Annotated in this window: 18 protein-coding genes; 6 read left to right on the forward strand and 12 right to left on the reverse strand. The window is 66.1% G+C overall.

Translation table 11 applies throughout. The features are described from left to right. The first annotated feature begins 68 nt into the window (after window positions 1-68). From nhaA to STE01S_RS01265, 4 genes are all read left to right on the forward strand, one after another. Window positions 69-1,355: a Na+/H+ antiporter NhaA gene (gene nhaA, locus STE01S_RS01250; protein ID WP_082657277.1), complete on the forward strand. Its 1,287-nt coding sequence runs from the start codon at window positions 69-71 to the stop codon at window positions 1,353-1,355. A 44-nt stretch (window positions 1,356-1,399) separates the two neighbouring features. Further along, on the forward strand, window positions 1,400-2,842 hold the full coding sequence (locus tag STE01S_RS01255; protein WP_255265847.1) for a hypothetical protein: 1,443 nt from the start codon (window positions 1,400-1,402) through the stop codon (window positions 2,840-2,842). A gap of 138 nt (window positions 2,843-2,980) precedes the next feature. Further along, window positions 2,981-3,751, forward strand: a complete 771-nt coding sequence (locus tag STE01S_RS01260) for a tryptophan 2,3-dioxygenase family protein (protein WP_062764145.1) — start codon at window positions 2,981-2,983, stop codon at window positions 3,749-3,751. Next, window positions 3,748-4,875, forward strand: a complete 1,128-nt coding sequence (locus tag STE01S_RS01265; protein WP_062764147.1) for an aminotransferase class V-fold PLP-dependent enzyme — start codon at window positions 3,748-3,750, stop codon at window positions 4,873-4,875. Before STE01S_RS01260 ends, STE01S_RS01265 begins: the two co-directional genes overlap by 4 nt. A 9-nt stretch (window positions 4,876-4,884) precedes the next feature. On the opposite strand, the gene STE01S_RS01270 is transcribed toward STE01S_RS01265, so the two are convergent. The 3 genes from STE01S_RS01270 to STE01S_RS01280 are packed head-to-tail and all read right to left on the reverse strand — an operon-like array spanning window position 4,885 to window position 9,083. Beyond that, complete coding sequence (locus STE01S_RS01270; protein WP_062764149.1) at window positions 4,885-6,309, reverse strand: amidase; 1,425 nt, start codon at window positions 6,307-6,309, stop codon at window positions 4,885-4,887. An 18-nt stretch (window positions 6,310-6,327) separates the two neighbouring features. Then, a complete protein-coding gene (locus STE01S_RS01275; protein WP_003042763.1) occupies window positions 6,328-7,335 on the reverse strand; it encodes a zinc-dependent alcohol dehydrogenase family protein in 1,008 nt (335 codons plus the stop codon). After that, window positions 7,335-9,083: an N-acyl-D-amino-acid deacylase family protein gene (locus STE01S_RS01280; RefSeq protein WP_062764151.1), complete on the reverse strand. Its 1,749-nt coding sequence runs from the start codon at window positions 9,081-9,083 to the stop codon at window positions 7,335-7,337. Before STE01S_RS01280 ends, STE01S_RS01275 begins: the two co-directional genes overlap by 1 nt. A gap of 123 nt (window positions 9,084-9,206) precedes the next feature. Between STE01S_RS01280 and STE01S_RS01285 the strand changes: the two genes are divergently transcribed. Then, window positions 9,207-9,965: a class I SAM-dependent methyltransferase gene (locus STE01S_RS01285; protein ID WP_062764153.1), complete on the forward strand. Its 759-nt coding sequence runs from the start codon at window positions 9,207-9,209 to the stop codon at window positions 9,963-9,965. A 17-nt stretch (window positions 9,966-9,982) separates the two neighbouring features. Continuing rightward, complete coding sequence (locus STE01S_RS01290) at window positions 9,983-10,294, forward strand: alkylphosphonate utilization protein (RefSeq protein ID WP_062764155.1); 312 nt, start codon at window positions 9,983-9,985, stop codon at window positions 10,292-10,294. 124 nt (window positions 10,295-10,418) lie between these two features. Here the strand turns inward: STE01S_RS01290 and STE01S_RS01295 are convergent, their stop codons facing one another. From STE01S_RS01295 to sucC, 9 genes are all read right to left on the reverse strand, one after another. Further along, window positions 10,419-11,714 carry an acyl-CoA dehydrogenase family protein gene (locus STE01S_RS01295; protein WP_062764157.1) on the reverse strand — a complete coding sequence of 432 codons (1,296 nt, stop codon included), beginning with the start codon at window positions 11,712-11,714 and terminating at the stop codon, window positions 10,419-10,421. Between the two features lie 20 nt (window positions 11,715-11,734). Beyond that, window positions 11,735-13,066 carry a phosphotransferase gene (locus tag STE01S_RS01300; protein ID WP_062764159.1) on the reverse strand — a complete coding sequence of 444 codons (1,332 nt, stop codon included), beginning with the start codon at window positions 13,064-13,066 and terminating at the stop codon, window positions 11,735-11,737. Between the two features lie 69 nt (window positions 13,067-13,135). After that, window positions 13,136-13,915: an enoyl-CoA hydratase gene (locus STE01S_RS01305; protein WP_120694124.1), complete on the reverse strand. Its 780-nt coding sequence runs from the start codon at window positions 13,913-13,915 to the stop codon at window positions 13,136-13,138. A gap of 11 nt (window positions 13,916-13,926) precedes the next feature. Next, on the reverse strand, window positions 13,927-14,856 hold the full coding sequence (locus STE01S_RS01310) for an energy transducer TonB (protein ID WP_218016964.1): 930 nt from the start codon (window positions 14,854-14,856) through the stop codon (window positions 13,927-13,929). Window positions 14,857-14,896: 40 nt separating this feature from the next. Beyond that, window positions 14,897-15,889 (reverse strand): cupin-like domain-containing protein, encoded by a 993-nt coding sequence (locus STE01S_RS01315; RefSeq protein ID WP_062764163.1) that lies wholly within the window; start codon window positions 15,887-15,889, stop codon window positions 14,897-14,899. 66 nt (window positions 15,890-15,955) lie between these two features. Beyond that, entirely contained in the window at window positions 15,956-17,344 is a 1,389-nt protein-coding gene (locus STE01S_RS01320; RefSeq protein ID WP_062764165.1) for a DUF389 domain-containing protein, read from the reverse strand. 12 nt (window positions 17,345-17,356) lie between these two features. Then, complete coding sequence (locus STE01S_RS01325) at window positions 17,357-18,286, reverse strand: electron transfer flavoprotein subunit alpha/FixB family protein (protein WP_062764167.1); 930 nt, start codon at window positions 18,284-18,286, stop codon at window positions 17,357-17,359. Next, a complete protein-coding gene (locus STE01S_RS01330) occupies window positions 18,283-19,032 on the reverse strand; it encodes an electron transfer flavoprotein subunit beta/FixA family protein (RefSeq protein ID WP_003042796.1) in 750 nt (249 codons plus the stop codon). The genes STE01S_RS01325 and STE01S_RS01330 overlap by 4 nt, the downstream gene beginning before the upstream one ends. Before the next feature lie 110 nt (window positions 19,033-19,142). Continuing rightward, on the reverse strand, window positions 19,143-20,351 hold the full coding sequence (sucC, locus tag STE01S_RS01335) for an ADP-forming succinate--CoA ligase subunit beta (protein WP_003042798.1): 1,209 nt from the start codon (window positions 20,349-20,351) through the stop codon (window positions 19,143-19,145). Window positions 20,352-20,381: the final 30 nt, after the last annotated feature.

Consider the following 20,381-nt stretch of genomic DNA (forward strand, 5'->3'; position numbering starts at 1 on the left):
TGACGCAGCCGTTCGAGCGCGCTACGACGTCCACCAAATGGCCCCCAGACAAAAAGAGGTGTAATTTCGTGACCCGCAGTTCGTCGCCACGCTCGGCTCTCCGCGACTTTCTTGAAAGCGAGAGCGCCGGCGGGATGTTGCTGATTTTCGCGGCCGCTTTGGCAATGATTATCGCCAATTCGGCACTGGCCACCGATTATCACCACGCAATCCATGCGGTGACGGGGCCGACGCTGACCGACAAGCTGGGTCCGATGACCGTTCACCTGTGGGTGAATGATGGCCTGATGGCGATTTTCTTCCTGCTCGTCGGGCTCGAGATCAAGCGTGAGTTCGTTGACGGACGCCTTGCGAGCTGGGATCGGCGGCGGCTGCCGATGATCGCCGCTGCAGCGGGCATGGCGGTTCCCGCGGTGATCTACATACTGCTCGCGGGGGGCACGGCGGGTCTTGCGCAAGGCTGGGCGATCCCCGCTGCGACCGACATCGCCTTTGCGATCGGCGTGCTCGCGCTGCTCGGCAAGCGCGCGCCGACGTCGCTCAAGCTGTTTCTGGTGACCGTCGCGATCGTCGACGACATGGGTGCGGTCGCGATCATCGCGCTTTTCTATACGGCCGAAATCAACATGCTGGCGCTCGGCGCTGCGGCGCTGCTGCTCGGCGTGATGTTCGCGGTCAACCGCGCCGGGGTGAAGCATCTCGCGGTCTATCTGCTGCTCTTTGCGCTGCTCTGGTACGCAATGCTGCTCTCGGGCGTGCATGCGACGATCGCCGGCGTCCTCGCGGCGATGGCGATCCCCTTCGAACGCACGCCGGGCGCGCCGGACAGCGAAACCTCGCCGCTCCACCGCCTGGAACATGGTCTGCACCCGTGGGTCGCCTTTGCGATCGTGCCGCTGTTCGGCTTCGCCAATGCCGGTGTCGACGTGCGCGGACTGGGGCTCGATCAGATTTTCGCGCCGCTGCCGCTCGGCATCGCGGCCGGGCTGTTCTTCGGCAAGCAGGTCGGCATTTTCGGCAGCGTCTGGCTGGCCGTAAAGCTGGGGATCGCGGGCAAGCTGCGCGGTGCGACCTGGCTGCAAATCTATGGCGTGTCGGTGCTGTGCGGGATCGGCTTCACGATGAGCCTGTTCATCGGCGGCCTTGCCTTCCCGGGCAACGCCCTGCTGATCGAGGAGGCCAAGATCGGTATCCTGATGGGATCGCTCGTCGCCGCGCTGACCGGTTTTGCCGTGCTGCGCTTCGCTCCGCTCCATCCCGACCATTCGGGGATCGAGACGAGTTCGGACGCGGAAATCGCCCGCGACGGCGACGTCAGCGACACCTCCGAAGTGCGGCCCGCCACAGCTGGCTGATGCCCCGCCGCAGCGCTCTTCTGGCCCTTGCGGTCCTTGCGGGCATGACCCTGTCGGGATGCTATGCGCTCGACCCCGAAATGCGGCGGGTCGTGGCGCAGCGCAAGGCGGCTGAACGCGCAGCAAAGGACGCACCAACCAAGCAGGCGCCGGCGGAACCGGCAATGGCCGTCACCATCCTGCCGCAAACGGTGCTGCCGCCGCCGATGCCGGCGCCCGCCGGAACGGACGCCGCGTTCGATCCCGCCGTGGCCGCGGTCGCGCGCCACACGCTCGACAGCGTGGCGCATGATTATGTCGGGCTCGTTCTCGAACTGGGCACGCATAACAAGAGCGATATCGACGCCTATTACGGACCGAAGGCGCTGATGGCGGCGGCCGTGACAGATCCGCGCAGCCTTGCAAGGCTGGGCGAAGCTGCGCGCCAGCTCTCGGCATCGCTTGACGACGTCGCGCCCCACCTGACCGCAGCCGGCGACCAACGGCGCTTGCGCGCGCTGAAGGCGATGCTGCTCGCCGCCGAGACGCGCAGCGAAATGTTGCAGGGCAAGCGCTTTGCCTTTGCCGACGAGGCCGAACGGCTTTTCGGCGTGCGCCCGACGCTCGAACCGCTGTCCGCCTATGACGCCACGCTGGCTACCATCGCGCAGCTCGTCCCCGGCGACGGCGAATTGGCCGATCGCGTCGAAGCCTATTTCGACCGCTTCACCATTCCCGCCGCCCGGCTGAAGCCGACCTTCGACGCCGCGATCGCCCAGTGCCGTGCGCGGACCGCCGCGCAGGTGGCGATGCCCGAAGACGAGAATTTCGACCTGCAGTTCGTCACCGGAAAGAGCTGGAGCGGCTATAATTTCTACATGGGCGGCTATCGCAGCATCATCCAGGTCAACACCGACCTGCCGATCCGCCTGTCGCGCGCGCTCGATCTCGGCTGCCACGAAGGCTATCCGGGCCACCATCTGTTCAATCTGCAAATCGAAGCAAAGCTGGTCCGCGACCGCAACTGGATCGAATATAGCGTCTACCCGCTTTACAGCCCGCAAAGCTTCCTGGCCGAAGGAAGCGCCAATTACGGCATCGACCTTGCTTTTCCGGCTGACGAACGCATCGCCGTCGAGCGCGACACGATCATGCCGCTGGCAGGCATCGAACCACCCGCCGACGAGCGCTACTGGCAGCTTCTCGACGCGATGAAAGCGCTGTCGGGCGCCCGGCTGACGATTGCGCAGCAATATCTCGACGGCGCGATCGACCGGCCGACGGCGGTGGCGTTGACGCAGAAATATGGGCTCGTGTCGCGACCGCGCGCCGAGCAGATGACCGATTTCACCGAAAAATATCGCAGCTACGTCATCAACTACGGGCTCGGCGAAGCGATGGTGCGCGACTATGTCGAACGCGGTGCGCCGTCCCGCGACATGATGTGGCGCCGCTTCCTCGGGCTTCTCGGCGAACCCACCCTGCCAGCGGATCTCGCCGCGCGATGACCCCCGCGGTCGCCCTTCTCTGGCTCGGCCAGGCGGGATCGCCGCGGCGCCCGCCTGCGGGAGTGGCTCCGCGCGATTGATCCGTCGGCGCGCCCGAGCGGCGCGCCCTTTCGGTTCCATCAATCGCAAGGATTTCCCATGCACCTCGACAAACAGGATATTCACCAGCGCATCGAAGCGCCGGTCATGAAGGATTATGGCGTCTATCTGGCGGTCGACCGTCTGCTCGATTGCCAGAAGCCGCTCGCAGAGCTTTGCACCCCCGACGAATTGCAGTTCCAGATCGTCCATCAGGTCGAGGAATTGTGGATGAAGCTCATGGCCTTCACCCTCGCCGAAATCGACGGCCATATGGCGGCGGGCGAGACGATGCGCGTCCTGTCGCTCTTCGACCGGGTCAACCGGATCATGCGGCTGATGACCGATCAGCTGGCGCTGCTGGAGACGATGAGTCCGTTCGACTATCAGGCGATCCGGCTTCAGCTCGGCAATGGGTCGGGGCAGGAAAGCCCCGGCTTCCAGCTCCTGCTCACCCTGCCGCAGCCGCTGTGGGCGCGCTACAAATCGGCCTATCTCGATCCCGCCGGGCGCAGCGTCGCCGACGTATACGACACCGGCTACCGCCACGACGAGGCCTATATGGTCGCCGAGGCGCTGATCGAATTCGACGAGCTGTTCCAGATCTTTCGCGCCCATCACATCTATCTCATCCACCGGTCGATCGGCATGGGATCGAAATCGCTCAAAGGGCGTCCGGTCGAACTGCTCAATGCCGGCGCGCGGCATCGATTCTTCCCCGAACTGTGGGACATTCGCGCCGCAATGACCGACCGCTGGGGCGCCGAATATGGCGTCAAGCGCGACAGTATCAGCGGCAATGCGCCGGCCGGACACGGCAGCGGCCTGTGAGCGGCGCGCTGCTGCCGGCCGCGGTTGCCGGGCACTTTTTCCTGCCGCCCGGCGCCGTCTATCTGAAAAGCCACAGCGTCGGATGCCAGCCGCGCAGCGCCGAGGCGCTGCTGCGCGACCGGATGCTGACCCCGTGGCGCGAGACGGGCGAGGCCTGGCCGCACTGGCTGGAGGCGATCGACGCCTGGCGCGCCGCGCTGGCGGAGCTGATCGGTGTCGAAGCACGCGATCTGTGCCCCGCCACCAATGTCAGCGCGGCGCTGTCGCGCTACCTCTCGGCGCTAGGCACCGCGACGACCCGGCGCACCATCCTGCTCGCGCCGAGCGCCTTTCCGACGATCGGCTATGTCGCAAGCGGGCTCGCCGCCGCGGGGTGGACGACGCGCTATCTGCCTGCCGCCGCCGATGTGCGCGATCCCGCGCAGTGGGCATCGGCGCTGGACGACGATGTCGCGCTGGTGGTTGCCATGCACGTCAGCTCGAACAGCGGCGCGCTGACCGACATCGCCGCCGTCGCCGCGGCCGCGCACGCCGCGGGCGCGCGCTGCATCGCCGATTGCGCGCAATCGGTCGGCGTTGTTCCCGTCACGCCCGCCCTATGGGGCGTCGATGCGGTGATCGGCACCAGCGTCAAATGGCTGTGCGGCGGACCGGGTGCAGCGTGGCTGTGGGTCGCGCCGCACGACCGCACGACGCTGGACCCGATGGAGCGCGGCTGGTGGAGTCACGACAATCCGTTCGAAATGGACATCGAAAGCTTCCGCTATGCCCCCGACGCGCGACGCTGGTGGGGCGGCACCCCCGATGTCGCACCGTTCGTCCTGTCGACCGCGGGTATCGAAGCCGTCACCGCAATCGGCGTCGAGCGGGTGCGCGCGCATAATCGCGCGCTCCAGACGATCCTCCGCGCCGCGCTTGAACCCCGGACGCCGCAGTGGCGCTGGCCCAAAGGCGACATCGGCGGAACGCTGTGCATCGACACCGGCGCTGACCAGCCGCGTGTCGCCGCGGCGCTCACCGCGAATGCGATCAGCGCCGACTTCCGCGGCACCACCGTCCGGCTGTCATTTCACGCCTATAATGGCGCCGACGACGCCGAAGCCGCCGTTCGCGCGCTCGTCTGACGGTCGCCCCTAGAGCGCCGGGCGCCGGTCGAACCAGGGTTGCGCTTCTTCGAGCTGCGCCGCGAGCTGGAGCAACAGCGCCTCTTCGCCGAAGCGCCCGACGAACTGCGTTCCCATCGGCAACCCCTCGGGCGTCCACCACAGAGGGACGTTGATCGCAGGCTGCCCCGTCGCATTCTGGATCGCGGTGAAGGGAACATAGTCGGTCATCGCGCCGAAACCGGCCACCACATCTTCGCTGTCGAGTGGGAAACTGCCGTTGCGCGGCGGCGGGGCGCCGAGCGTCGGGGTCAGCCAGATGTCATGGTCGGCGTGCCACGCCGCGACCGCGCGCGCCATCTGTTGCAGCTGGAAGATCGCGCCCCACAGTTGCGGCGCGCTGATCGCCTTGCCCATCGCGTACAGGCCGCGCGTCAGCCCCTCCAGATTGTCGGGACCGGGCGTCTGCCCTGTCATCATCGCGATGCCGTCGATCTGCATCGCCGCGCCGCTCGACCATATCGCCATGAAGGCCGGAACCATCGCATCATTGTCCACCGGGGGCGATGCCTCCTCGACATGATGACCCAGGCTCTCGCACAGTTTTGCCGCATGTTCGACCGCGGCGACCGCCTGAGGATCGAGCGCCCGCCCACCCGGCGCCGAGCGCGCGAATGCAATGCGCAGCTTGGGGCATGGCGCCTCGGCGGCCCGGCGCCAGCTTGGCGGAGCGGGCGGCGCCGCATAGGGATCGCCGGGTTCGGCACCTGCGGTGACGTCGAGCATCGCCGCGGTGTCGCGCACGCTGCGGCTGACGATATGTTCGGCGGCGAGGCCGCCCATCACATCGCCGAGCATCGGTCCCAAGGGATTGCGCCCGCGCGTCGGCTTCAGCCCGACCAGCCCGTTGCAGCTGGCCGGGATGCGGATCGATCCGCCGCCGTCGTTGGCATGCGCGACGGGCACCATGCCGCTCGCCACCGCTGCGCCCGACCCGCCCGACGAGCCGCCGGTCGAATGCGCCGGGTTCCACGGGTTGCAGGCGGGACCGTACAGCTTGCTCTCGGTCGTCGCGACGACGCCGAATTCGGGCACATTGGTCTTGCCGATCGGGATCAGCCCGCCCGCCAGGAAACGCTGCACCAACGTCGCGGTAAAGGGCATCGGAACGGGCGGCGAGATGCGCGATCCGTTGCGCGTCGGCCACCCGGCGAGATCGCCCAATATGTCCTTGAGCAGAAAGGGAACGCCCCGGAACGGTCCGTCGGGCAGTGGCGCCTTCGCGCGCGCCCGCGCGCCGTCAAAATCGGTGAAGATCACCGCATTCAGGCGCGGGTTGAGCGCCTCGATCCGTTCGATCGCGCTATCGACCAGCTCGAGCGGCGATACCGCCCCCTTCGCGACGAGGTCGGCAAGGCCGAGCGCGTCGTAACGATCATATTCGGCAAACCCCACAGGCCCGTCCTTTTCGTATCAGATGTCGACGACGATCTTGCCGAAATGCTTGTTCGCGGCCTGATGGCGGAACGCATCGGCGAGGCCTTCGAGCGGGAAATGATCGCTGATCACCGGCCGGATCGCATTTGCCTCGATCCCGGCGATCATGTCGAGCTGCTGCTGGCGGCTCCCCACGGTCAAACCCTGAACGCGCAGATTCTTCGCCATCAGCAGCGCGGTCTGCACCGGCCCGGCAAAGCCCGCGAGTACGCCGATCAGCGCGACATGGCCACCGACGCGCGTTGCAATCATCGACTGGTCGAGCGTACCGGCACCCCCGATCTCGACGACGCAATCGACGCCGCGCCCGCCGGTCAGTTCCATCGCCTTTGCGCCCCAGGCGGGAACCGCCTTGTAATTGATCAGCTCGTCGGCGCCGAGATCCTTGAGCCGTGCAAGCTTGTCGTCGGACGAGCTGGTCGCGATCACCCGCGCGCCTGCTGCCTTGGCGAATTGCAACGCAAAGATCGACACGCCGCCCGATCCCTGCACCAGCACGGTCGAACCCGGCCGGATCGCATCATCGACGAACAGCGCGCGCCAGGCGGTCAGCCCGGCGCAGGTCAGCGTCGCGGCCTCCGCGGCCGAATAGCCCGCCGGGACGCGTGTAAACCAGTGGTCGGGCGTCACGACGACATCGCGGGCATAGCCGTCGATGCCGTCACCCGGCACCCGCGTGAAAGCGCTCGTCGGCGGCGCGCCGTCGATCCAGTCGGGAAAGAAGATCGAGACGACCGGATCGCCCACCGCGAACTGCGTCACCCCCTCGCCCACCGCTTCGACCACGCCGGCGCCGTCAGACATCGGGATGCGCCCGTCGGCAGCGGGGATCATGCCCGCCACCACCGCATAGTCGTGGAAGTTGAGCGACGACGCCGCCAGCCGCACCCGGATCTCGCCCGGCCCAGGTTGCCCGGGGTCGGCGAGATCGGTGAGCGTCAGATTGTCGAGCGAAGCGGGAGCGCGAAGCCGGACCGCCCGCATCATTCCGCCGCCATCGCCAGCTCGACGCGCTGCGGACCGCGGATCACGCCGCCCGGATAGGCGCCCTGCGCTTCGCCGTCCCTGAAGGTGACGACGCCCGACTTGACCGTCGCAACATAGCCGTCGGCCTTTTGCAGCAGGCGCTTGCCGCCCGCCGGAAGGTCGAAGGCGAGCCACGGCTTGCCGAGCTTGATCGCATCCATGTCGATGACATTGAGGTCGGCGAGATAGCCCGGTGCGACCAGCCCGCGATCTTCGAGCCCATAGAGCAGCGCCGTGTCGCGGCACTGGCGCTTGATCGCCCGTTCCAGCGCCACGCGTCCGCCGCGCTTGCGATCGCGCACCCAATGCTGAAGCATGAAGGTGGGCGACGCGGCATCGCAGATCGTGCCGCAATGCGCGCCGCCGTCCGACAGGCTGTTCACCGTGTCGTCGCTGTCCTGCAGCGCCTCGAGGAAGTCGAGGTTGCCGTCGGCATAGTTGAGGATCGGCAGATAGGCGAAACCGGTCGCATCGTCGCGGCACAGCAGATCATAGGCATATTCGGCCGGATCGACGCCCGCCGCCGCGGCGCGCGCCGCGATGCTGGCATCGGCGCCGGGCTCATAGTCGAAATCATCGTCCATCTCGAACTGCATGGTCCAGCCGCCGGCGACGACCATCAACAGCCCCATGATGTCCTGCGGCGCTTCGCTGAAGTCATTGTCTTCGGAAAGGAGCTGCGCCTTGAACGCGGGGTCGAGCAGCTTTGCCTTTTGCTCGTCCCACGACAGGCCCTCAATGGCGCGCCACGACGGGCGGAAGCGGAAGGGATGGACGGTGCCGCGCCACGCCATGATGATGCCGTTGCCGCGCAGCGCGATCTGCGCGACGATATTGGCACCCTTGGCATTTTCGGCGCGCATCGTTTCGATCTGTTCGTCGAGCGGCAATTCCTTGGCGATCGACTGGAGCGCGGCAAAGGTCACGGGCAGCCCGGTTTCGCGGCTCAGCTTGCCCATCCAGTCGAACTCGTTCCATTCGCGGTTGAGGTCGCTCGCCATTTCGAACACCCCATAACCGACGCGGCCCATCGCACGGCCGATCTCGATCAGTTCCTCGGCGGTCGCGGTCGTGCCAGGGACGACTTCACCGTCGACCGATTTGTGGATGACGGTGCGGCTCGTCGAAAAGCCGAGCGCGCCGGCGCGCACCCCTTCTTCGACGATGCGCGACATTTCGGCGATGTCCTCAGCCGTCGGCACCGCGCCCGGCTGTTCGCGGTCGCCCAGCACATAGGCGCGAACCGCGCCATGCGGAACGTGGCACGCGACATCGATGGTGCGCGGCAGTTTTTCGAGCGCATCCATATATTCAGGGAAGGTTTCCCATTCCCAGCTCATCCCTTCGGCGAGCGCGGTGCCGGGAATATCCTCGACGCCTTCCATCAGGCCGATCAGCCAGTCGTGGCGGTCGGGCCGCGCGGGCGCGAAGCCGACGCCGCAATTGCCCATGACGACGGTGGTGACGCCGTGCCAGCTCGACGGCGCCATTTCCTGATCCCACGTCGCCTGCCCGTCATAATGGGTGTGAACGTCGACGAAGCCGGGGGTGACGATCTTGCCGCGCGCGTCGATTTCCTCGCGCCCGGCGCCGAGGTCGGTGCCGACCGCGACGATGCGATCGCCCTCTACCGCCACATCGGCCACCATGGACGAACCGCCCGTGCCATCGACGACGGTGCCGCCGCGAATCACCAGATCGTACATCTCGCTCTCCCGTTATTTGGTTTCAGTGCGAAACCTATCATCAAATTCGGACAGTGCAAATAAGCGCGCGCGGCGTGCGGCGAACGGCTATAGCCGTGCGACAAACCAACGGGAGTCGATGCCATGATCCGTCACTTTACCCTTGTCGCCACCGCCGCGGCTCTTGCCGCAGCCGCCATTCCGGCCATCGCCGCCGACGCGCCCGCCGCCGATTATGCGGCAGCGCTTGCCGATCCGGCGCGCCCGGCCGCCGACCGCGAGCGCGACGCCGCCCGCAAGCCCGCCGAATTGCTCGCCTTCGCCGGCATCAAGCCGGGCCAGAGCGTTGGCGATTATGTGATGGGCGGCGGCTATCTGACCCGCATCCTGCCGGGAGCCGTGGGCACCGCGGGACATGTCTACGCTTTTCAGCCCGCCGAGTTCATCGCCTTTCGCAAGCAATATGGCGACGATCAGACCGCGGTCGCCGCGGCCTATGCCAATGTCGATGCGGTTGGCGGCGCCTTTGCCGCTCCGGCTTTCCCGGTGCCGCTCGACGCGATCGTGACGGTGCAGAATTTTCACGATCTCTATTTGAAGCCCTTCCCCGAAGGGACCGGCGACAAGGCCAGCGCCGCACTCTTCGCCGCGCTCAAGCCCGGCGGCACTCTGGTGGTGGTCGATCACAGCGCGGCGGACGGCAGCGGCACGACGCTGTCCGACAGCCTGCACCGCATCGACAAGGCCGCGGTCGTCGCGGCGCTGACCAAGGCCGGCTTTCTGCTCGAGGCCGAGAGCGACCTTTACAAGCGCCCCGAAGACCCGCGCACCGCCAATGTCTTCGACCCCGCCATTCGCGGCAAGACAGACCAGTTCACGCTGCGCTTTCGCAAACCGGAATAGACGGATAGAGCGCCCCGATGAGCAGCGATGACGAAGACTATGTCTATGACGAGGCGAGCGGCGAATGGCTGCCCGCCAGCGAAGCGCGCGAGCGGGCGGCGGCGGCCAATGCGCTTCCGCAAGCGAAGGACGCGGTCGGCAATCTACTGAGCGACGGCGACTCGGTCGTCCTCATCAAGGATCTGCCGGTGAAGGGCGCGGGCCAGACGTTGAAGGTCGGCACCGTCATCAAGTCGATCCGGCTGACCGCCGATCCCGACGAGATCGACTGCCGCTACGAAGGGATCAGGGGCCTGGTGCTGCGAACGGAGTTCGTACGGAAGCGTTAGAGTCGTGCCTTTTTTGTCGCGTGTCCCCGCGAAGGCGGGGACCCGTCTCCGGTCGGTTCCAGTTTGCACCTTTCGATGATGGACCCCCGCCTTCGCGGGGGAACACCACCTTTATATATAACCCTCAAATCTTCCCCAGCGTCTCCCTGCGCGGGCCGAGATAGCCGAACAGATAGGCCGCAACCTTGCGCATCTGAATCTCCTCGGCCCCTTCGGTGATCCGGTAGCGGCGGTGGTGGCGATAGATATGCTCGAAGGGCTTGTGGCGCGAATAACCGATGCCGCCATGCACCTGCATCGCGCGGTCGGCCGCCTGACAGACGAGGCGGTTCGCCCAGTAATTGCACATGCTCACCTTGTCGGAGAGGGTGCGCTCAACCTCCTTGTGCGGCATATTGTCCATTTCCCACGCCGTCTTGCGGATGAGGAGGCGCAGCATTTCGGCCTGCGTCGCCAGCTCGACGAGCGGGAACTGGATCGCCTGATTCTTCGCCAGCGCTTCGCCGAAGGGCTTGCGCTCGCGCGCATAGCGCACGCTTTCCTCGATGCAGTAAACCGCCGCACCAAGCGACGAGGCCGCCTGACGGATGCGGTTCTGGTGGACGAAGCTCTGCGCGATCGACAGGCCCCCGTCGACCGGGCCGAGCCGCGCGCTGTCGGGCACCCACACATCGGTAAAGCTGACGCGCGGGTGATCGGTGGGCATGTTGAAGGTCCACAGATATTCCTCGATCACGAGGCCCGGCGACGGGTTGGGGACGAGCAGGCAGGTGATCCCCTTGGCATCGCCGTCATCGCCGCTGGTGCGGCAGAAGGTCGCGCAATGGGTCGCAACGTGCATCCCCGTCGTCCACATCTTCTCGCCGTTGATCAGCCAGCCTTCGACCCCGTCGCGGGTTTCGCGCACCGCGCGCGTTTCCATGTGCGTCGCGTCGCTGCCATGATCGGGTTCGGTGAGGCCAAAGGCGGTGCGGCGTTTGCCTTCGAAGCCGCCGAGGATGAACTCCTGCTTCTGCTCCTCGCTGGTACCGAATTGTTCGAACATCTCGACGAAGGGGAAATTGCCGACGATGCTGTGTTCGTTCTGCAGATCATTGTGGAGGCCGAGGCCCTTGGCGGCAAAATGCTCGCGGATCACCGCCATCCACAGGTTCGATCCGTCCTTGCCGCCATATTTCTTCGGCGCCGAAAAGCGCCAGTGGCCCGCGGCATCGGCTTTGCGGGTTGCCTGCTTCAGCAGCTGTTCCCACTCGTGGCGCGGCAGTCCCTGATTGTCCCAGTCGGTGCGCGCATGTTCGCGGCGATGGTCGAAGAAGCGGATGTTGTCGTCCGCCTCCTCGAGCGGTTTGATCTCCGCTGCGATGAAGGCGTCGAGTTCGTCCAGATAGGCCTGCAAATCGGCCGGAACCGCAAAATCCATCGTCTCTCTCCCGTTTGTCTCTATCCGTTCCAGGCGGCCCGCGCCGCGGCGAGCGCGGCATATTTGGGACTGTCGACCGCGCATTTGTCGAGCGCCGCGCGGCGCAGGCGCGCGAGCAGGCCGGGGTCGGCAAGCGTCGCCCGCCCGGCCAGTATGTCCCCGGCCAGCGCCTTGTCCTCGGCACGCACGCCGGCACCAAGATCGCGCATCACGATGCCGAGCGCGTTCATCGCGACCGCGACCTGAAATTTGCCATGCCCCTCGGCCTGCGGCTTGATCGCCTCCCCCAGCCAATCGCGCACCGCCTGCACCATTTCCTGCGTCGTCGGTTCGCCGACCGGCGCCGCGGCGGCGGCAGGCGAAGGCGGCAGCGGCGCCGCGCGCTCGGCCGCGGGCGCCCCATCTTCGAGCAGCCGGATGATGTCGAGTTCCTGTTCGGCAGTGCGCCGCCCCACGACCACGCGTTCGACCGTCGTATCGGCGCCGCTCCGCCACGCCTGCCCCATCTGCAGACAGCCGAGCGCCCACCACAGGGTGCGATAGACGAGCCAATATTTGAAGCGGTCGCGGTCCACCGGACGCCCGCCCGCGGCCTCATAGGCGGCAAAATAATCGTCGAGACTGCCGACCCCGAACGCCGGCTTGTCGAGCATGCCGAACCGCCACACCGTCATGCAGCCGAAGGCCAGATCCTCGTGCGCGTCGCCCAGATGCGCGAGTTCCCAGTCGAGCACGGCGGCAAGACCATCGGCATCGACCATGACATTGCCCATGCGATAGTCGCCATGGACGAGCACCGGGTCGGCGGGTTCGGGCAGATGATCCTCGCACCATTTGATCGCGAGCGCGATCGCTGGCCGGTCGCCGCCATAGGAAAGGAAGCGCGCCTTGAGCTCCGCGAGCGCTGCGGCGGTATCCATCACCGGAATTTCGGCCGGGATCGCGGCGCGCGGCAGCGCGTGGATCAACGCCAGTTCGCGCCCCAGATCGGCGACGAGCGACCGCGGCGCCGCCGCTAATATCTTCGCCGAGCTGACTTCGGCGATGACGCGCCGCATGACATAGCCCGTGCCCATGCCGTCGGCATCGGACAGCACCCCGATCACCTCGGGCGCCTTGACCCCGCCAGCGTGCGCCGCCCGGACCAGCGCAGCCTCGACCGGATGACCATAAGGCCGCCCTTCCATATATTCGGCCGAGGGCGCACGGCGCAGCACATAGGCACCGCCGCCCCAGTCGAACGCCCAGCTTTCCATATTGGCGCCGCCCGAAAGGCGAGTCAGGTTCGACAGGTCGCCGGCACCGGCAACGCGCGTCATGAAGGGAGGCAGCAAGGTCGACAGATCGGACATTACTTCCCCTTGCTAAGTATTTTCGGGCTCCGCAAGCCCGTAATCGTGACAGGTGGGCGCGGCCGCGCGTCAGATGTTCGCACGCCCCCGCTGCATCACCGCCATCCGCCGCGCCTCGACCTCCTCGGCGCGAACGGCGCGGTTCGCCGCCGACGACCGCGCCTGTTCGAGCGCCATCGCGTCACCGAAGGGCAGCGCATAGCCGTCGTCGATCAGCCGCTTGTAGCGTCGTACCATCGCCGGATCGGCGCTGGCGATATCGCGCGCGAGCGCCTGCGCCGCGGACACCAGCTCTTCCGGGGCAACGACGCGATTGACGAGGCCCCAGTCGCGCGCCGCTTCGGCGCCCAGGAAATTACCCGTCAGCGACAATTCCTTGGCGCGGCCGATACCGATCAGCCGCGACAATTTCTGCGACAGGCCCCAGCCGGGCATGACCCCGACGCGCGCATGTGTGTCGGCGAAGCGCGCTGCCGTCGATGCGATCAATATATCGCAGGCGAGCGCAAGCTCGAACCCGCCGGTGATCGCAACGCCGTTGATCGCGCCGATCACCGGCTGCGGGCAGAGCTCGATCGCCTTGACCGGATTCTCGTCGGCGTCGGTGGCATTGGCGGCGCCCAGATTGCTGGTGTCGGCCCCCAGTTCCTTGAGGTCGAGCCCGGCGGTGAAGGCGCGCTCGCCCGCCCCCGTCAGCACGATCGCGCGCACGCCGTCGTCGGCGGCAAGCCGCCGCATCACCGCCGCAAGCTCGGCGCGCAACGCCCGCGAGAGCGCATTCATCGCATCGGGACGGTTCAGGGTGACAGTCGCGACCGCATCATGGCGTTCGAGCCGGATCAGTGACATCGCGAGGCCTCTTACAGTCCCATGTGGAAATTGACGCTGCTGAGCCAATAAGATGCCATCGGCTTGCCATCGGCGTCGAGCGCGGGTTTGAATTCGGCGCGGCGCATGATCGATTTGCAAACCGCGTCGTCGAATTCTTTGGCGCGCGTCGTTTGCTGGATGTGACAGGCGGTCGGCTTTCCCGACGCATCGACATTGAGCCGAAACTGCACCAGCGCGCGCTGTCCCTGCCACAGCATCTCCTGAGGATAATCGCCCGACCGGATCCATTGGCCGGGGTCGCTTATCGGGGTGACCGGGCGCGTCATCGTTGCATGCCGCGCGACGTCGATGCCCCAATGGTCGAGCAGTTCGTCGGTGCATTTGCTCAGCGCCGCGAAGGCATTGCCCATCGACCCCGTCTCCAGAACGAAGGGTCGGCTCACCGGAGAACCCACTTCAATCCATGTGACGGCAGCTTCTTCGGCAGGCGTAACCGTCGACCAGCGGAAGCCGAAATCGCCTGCATTGCGCGCGGCATCGTACGCGCCGTTTTCGGCTTCGCTCCGCGGCGCAATCCTGACCTCGCTGCGCAGCACCAGGGCCGGGGTCTTGCCATCGCCCCTGCCGGGGTAGAATCCGATCGCCTGCTCCGCCTGGTTCGGGCCGAAGCGAATTTTCGCATCGCCGTCCATCCGGCTCGTACGCGCCGGTTTGCCGAAAAAGCTCATCCGCATCCCGTCGCCGGGCTCGAAGCGGTCCATAACCAGCATCACCTTGTCGTCGCCCTCGCCGAACTGGCGCGCCAGGCGGCAACTGTCGTCCGCATAATTCAGAAGCCACTTCGAACTGGGCTGAAGATGCAGCGGCTCTTTCGGCTTGGCGCCTGCGTTCGGAGCCGTCAGCAGCGAAAGCATCGCGACGGCGACGACGGACGAACTGCGGCAAGTCACTCTCTCCATGGCCGGAATGTCGTCGATGAAGCTGGCCAAGGCAAGTCTTTCAAAGCGCCCCCCACGACCCATAATCGTCGACATGCGCGTTGGCACGGCGGAAGTTGGTGAAGCTCATGCTCGCCGACAGGTCGAGCGCCTCGACCTGATGCCACCAACCGACGGGCAGGAAGATCGCCTCGCCCGGCGCGATTACGCATTCGAGAACCGGCGGCGTTTCGGCGGTGCCATCGCCCGCCGGCAGCGCTTCGTTGCCCCAGTCGGAAAAGCAATGGCGGCTGTTGCGCATCTGCGCAAAGGCCCAGGGCGGCGCCATGCGGACCCGCTTGCGGCCCATGACCTGTACGAGCAGATTGTTCGTCAGATCGTGGTGCCAAGGCGTCAGCGTCCCTTTGGGACCGAGCCAGAAAAAGCCGTCGCGGCCGTCGCGCGGTTCCAAGAGGTCGATCGGTGCCAGATCGTCCCACAGCGCCGCGAGCGCCGCCGCGTTGGTACCGCTGTTATAGGCCGTCAGATAGATGTCGTTGCTGACCTCGTCCCCCCGCAACCAGTCGATCAGCTCGCCGAACCGCAGCATCCGCCGGTGAGCGTCCTTGGCGAGTTCATAATCGGGGTCGCCGTCGCGCCCCACCTGCGCCTCGACCGCCGCGCCGCCCGCGACCGCCGCAAAATGATCGAGCGACCAGCGCGACAGCGCGGGCCAATGATCGACGAGGCCGGCCAGCTTCACCGGACGGTTCGCATCATAATAGCCGCGATAAAAGTCTGCGGTCGCGATGCGATCGGCAGTATCGAGCGCGAAGCCGCCTTCGCTCTCGCGCGCAAGCCGCGCCTGATTGGCGAACAACCATTGCTGCTTGGCGCTCCGCGCCGCCTGCCGCCGCAACGCAAGCGCCATCGGGTCCTTCGCCAGCCGCTCGACCTCATATTTCGCCGAAGCCGCTGACACGCCCGCGGCGATCAGCCGGGCACGCAGCGCCGTATCATCGTCGCCCGCGGCTAGCCCGTCGGCGAGGATAAGGCGCTTGTCGGCTTGGGGCATCGAACGACTCCAAAGAGGCAGCGCCCACCCTATGATCGCGAATGCGTCGGTATCAAGACGCCCGGCTCAGCGGCGCTCCGTCGCGGGCTCTTCCCCGGTCGCGCCGTCCGCTGTCTCCTTCGGCGGTTCGGCGGGGGTGAAGCTGCCGTTTTCGATCAGCCATTGCGGGTAGCGGCCCTGAATGTCGGCCATGATGCGGTCGATCGCCGCAGCGACCTGTTCGCCTTCGCCCTCGCGGTCGCGCTGGACGACGACGCGGCGCGCCTGCGCATCGACCAGCACCCGCGCGCGCGGAATCAGTTCGCCGATGGTCAGCCCGGCGATGATCCCCATGCTGTCGGCGTCACGCTGTTCGAGCGTGGCGAGCCGCTGGTTCAGCCGCTCCTCGAACTGCACCGCGGCGTTGGTCTGCTGCTTGAGCTGGACGAGGTTGACGCTGACGTCGCGGTCGAGATCGCCGCGCACCTTGGTGGCAAGCTGATCGTTGAGCTGCGCCGAATATTGGTCGACGAGGACAACGCCGTCGACCGCCACCTCCTCGCCCTCGGTGCGCACATTCAGGCTGTCGATGCGATCGCCGTCACCGAGCAAGCGGTTGAGTTCGGACTGCACCGCCGAGCGTGCGCGGATCTCGCGCGCGATATTGTTGAGCGACAGCGCCAGCGGGATCGACAGCACGCCCAGCGTGACGATGATTCCGGTTATCTGCATCGCCGTATGCTGCGGGGTCAGCGACGGGCCGAATTTGTTGACCCGTGCGACGATCGTCGCGGCAAAGGCGATGGCTAACGTGTTGGTCAGGAAGAGCAGCGCCGAACCGAGCGCGAAGTCGGGGCGGCCGGTGGCAAGGCCAAAACCGATCGTCGAGAGCGGCGGAACCAGTGCGGTCGCGATCGCGACGCCGACCATGACGCCCGACAGCTTGCGCAGGATCGCATAGACGCCGGCGATCCCGCCGACGACGGCGACGCCCAGATCGAGCAATGTCGGCTGCGTCCGCGCGCGCAGTTCGGGGGTGACGTCCTTGATCGGCGACAGCCAGATGATCAGCATCGCGACGAGCACCGCGACCGCCATCCCCGCCGCCATCGTGACGAGCGAACGCTTAATGAGATTGGATTCGAGCGTCGCCAGGCCAAAGCCGACGCCCATGATCGGGCCGAGCAGCGGCGATACCAGCATCGCGCCGATCACCACCGCCGCAGACCCTTGAAGCAGGCCGAGCGTGGCGATCGCCGCCGACAGCGTGATCAGCAACAGGAATTTCTGATTGAGCCGCGCGTCGCGCGCGACGCTGGCCAGAATCAGCGCGCGGCCATGGACGGCTTCCTCGTCGTCGGCCGCGCGGTCATCATCGTCGATTTCGCGCCCCGGCCCCGGCCGCGCGGACCGGCGACCGCCGGCGTTGAACGGCGCGTCGCCCAGTCCGGGCACTCCGGGATGATTGCCGGCCATATGGTCGGGCGGTTAGATCTTGCCGGTCAGTTCGGGCACCGCGCTGAACAGATCAGCGACGAGGCCGAGATCGGCGACCTGGAAGATCGGAGCGTCTTCGTCCTTGTTGATGGCGACGATCGTCTTCGAATCCTTCATCCCCGCAAGGTGCTGGATCGCACCCGAGATGCCGATCGCGAAATAAACCTCCGGCGCGACGATCTTGCCGGTCTGGCCGACCTGATAGTCGTTGGGGACGTAGCCTGCATCGACCGCAGCACGCGAAGCGCCGAGCGCGGCGCCGAGCTTGTCGGCGAGCGGCACGATGACTTCCTGATATTTCTCGCTCGAACCCAGCGCACGCCCGCCCGACACGATGATCTTCGCGGAGGTGAGCTCGGGACGATCCTGCTTGGCGATTTCGGCGCCGACGAAGCTCGAAATGCCGGCGTCGCCGCCAGCCGAGACGGCTTCGATCGCACCCGAACCGCCGGTCGCCGCCGCCTTTTCGAAGGCGGTACCGCGAACGGTGAGCACAAGCTTCGCATCCGACGATTCGACGGTCGCAATCGCGTTGCCGGCATAGATCGGACGCGTAAAGGTCTTCGGACCCTCGACCGACAGGATTTCCGAAATCTGCATCACGTCGAGCAGAGCGGCGACGCGCGGCGCGATATTCTTGCCGGTGGTGGTCGCAGGCACGACGAACGCGTCGTGGCTGCCCATCAGATCGGCGACGAGCGGTGCGATATTTTCGGGCAGGTTGTGACCGAAGGCGGCGCTATCGGCGACATGCACCTTGCCGACGCCCGCAATCTGCGCGGCTTCCTTGGCAACGCCGTCGACGCCTTCCCCGGCGACGAGCAGATGGACTTCGCCGAGCTTCGAAGCCGCGGTTACTGCGGCGAGCGTGGCATCCTTGACGGCGCTGCCGTCATGTTCGACCCAAACGAGCGTTTTCATGAGTGCACTCCCATCGCCTTCAGCTTGGCAACCAGTTCATCGACATCGGCGACCTTGACGCCGGCCGAGCGGACGGGCGGCTCCGAAACCTTGACCGTCTTGACGCGCGGCGCCGTGTCGACGCCGTAATCGGCGGGCGCCTTGGTATCGAGCGGCTTCGACTTCGCCTTCATGATGTTCGGCAGCGACGCGTAGCGCGGCTCGTTCAGACGCAGGTCGGTGGTGACGATCGCGGGAAGCTTCAGCTTCACCGTTTCGAGACCGCCGTCGACTTCGCGCGTGACGCTGACATGATCGCCTTCGACGTTCACGGCGCTGGCGAAGGTGCCCTGCGCCCAGCCGGTGAGCGCGGCGAGCATCTGACCGGTCTGGTTGTTGTCGCCGTCGATCGCCTGCTTGCCGAGGATCACGAGACCCGGCGTTTCGGCATCGGCAATCGCCTTCAATATCTTCGCGATCGCGAGCGGTTCGGCTTCATCGTCGGTCTGCACCAGGATCGCGCGGTCGGCGCCCATCGCAAGCGCGGTACGCAGCGTTTCCTGCGCCTTGGCCGGGCCGACGCTGACGGCGACGATCTCGGTCGCGACGCCCTTTTCCTTGAGGCGGATCGCCTCTTCGACGGCGATTTCGTCGAAGGGGTTCATCGACATCTTGACGTTGGCAAGGTCAACGCCCGTGCCGTCCGCCTTCACCCGCGGCTTCACGTTGTAATCGAGCACCCGCTTCACGGGGACGAGGATTTTCATGGCTTTTCAGCTCCTCTCGAAGAATTGTGCAGTGCGCCATAATTGGCGTTTACGTAAACGTCAACCTGTGGGCGACCCCTTCCGCCGCAAGAGCGGAAGGGGAAAGCCGGTCAGGCCGCCTTGGCAACCTCGGCGACGATCTTCTTCGCCGCGTCGCCCAGATCGTTCGCGGGAACGATCGCGAGACCCGAGTTCGCCAGGATTTCCTTGCCCTTTTCGACGTTCGTGCCTTCCAGGCGGACGACGAGCGGCACCGACAGATTCACTTCCTTCGCCGCGGCGACGATGCCTTCGGCGATGATGTCGCACTTCATGATGCCGCCAAAGATGTTGACGAGAATGCCCTGAACGGCGGGATCCTTGAGGATGATCTTGAACGCCGCGGTGACCTTTTCCTTGTTCGCGCCGCCGCCGACGTCGAGGAAGTTGGCCGGGAAAGCGCCATTGAGCTTGATGATGTCCATCGTCGCCATCGCCAGGCCGGCGCCATTGACCATGCAGCCGATATTGCCGTCGAGCTTGATGTAGGCGAGGTCATATTCGCTCGCCTCGACCTCGGCCGGATCTTCTTCGGTCAGGTCGCGCAGCTCGGCGAGATCCTTGTGACGGAACATCGCGTTCGAATCGAAGCCGACCTTTGCGTCAAGGACATAGAGCTTGTCGCCTTCGTCGGTCGGGCAGATGGCGAGCGGGTTGATTTCGATCTGCGAGGCGTCGGTGCCGAGGAACGCGGCATAGAGGCCCTCGAGGATCTTCGCCGCCTGCTTGGCAAGATCGCCCGACAGGTCGAGCGCCTTGGCCACCGCACGGCCGTGGTGCGGCATCAGGCCGGTGGCGGGATCGATGGTGATGGTGTGGATCTTTTCAGGAGCCGAGTGCGCGACTTCCTCGATGTCCATCCCGCCTTCGGTCGACGCGACGACCGCGATGCGGCTGGTGGCGCGATCGACGAGCAACGCGAGGTAGAATTCCTTGCCGATGTCGACGCCGTCGGTGATGTACAGGCGGTTGACCTGCTTGCCGGCCTCGCCGGTCTGGATCGTCACCAGCGTGTTGCCCAGCATGTCCTTGGCGTGCGCTTCGACTTCCTCGATGCTCTTCGCCAGGCGAACGCCGCCCTTGGCGTCGGGGCCGAGTTCCTTGAACTTGCCCTTGCCGCGGCCGCCCGCGTGGATCTGTGCCTTGACGACGTAAAGCGGTCCGGGGAGCTGCTTTGCCGCCGCGACGGCTTCCTCGACACTCATCGCGGGAATGCCCTTGGGCACCGCGACGCCAAATTTCGCGAGCAGTTCCTTGGCCTGATATTCGTGGATGTTCATGAGCTCTGCCGGGCCTTTCGACTCTGTAAG

The organism is Sphingopyxis terrae subsp. terrae NBRC 15098 (assembly GCF_001598815.1).
Classification (GTDB): domain Bacteria; phylum Pseudomonadota; class Alphaproteobacteria; order Sphingomonadales; family Sphingomonadaceae; genus Sphingopyxis; species Sphingopyxis terrae.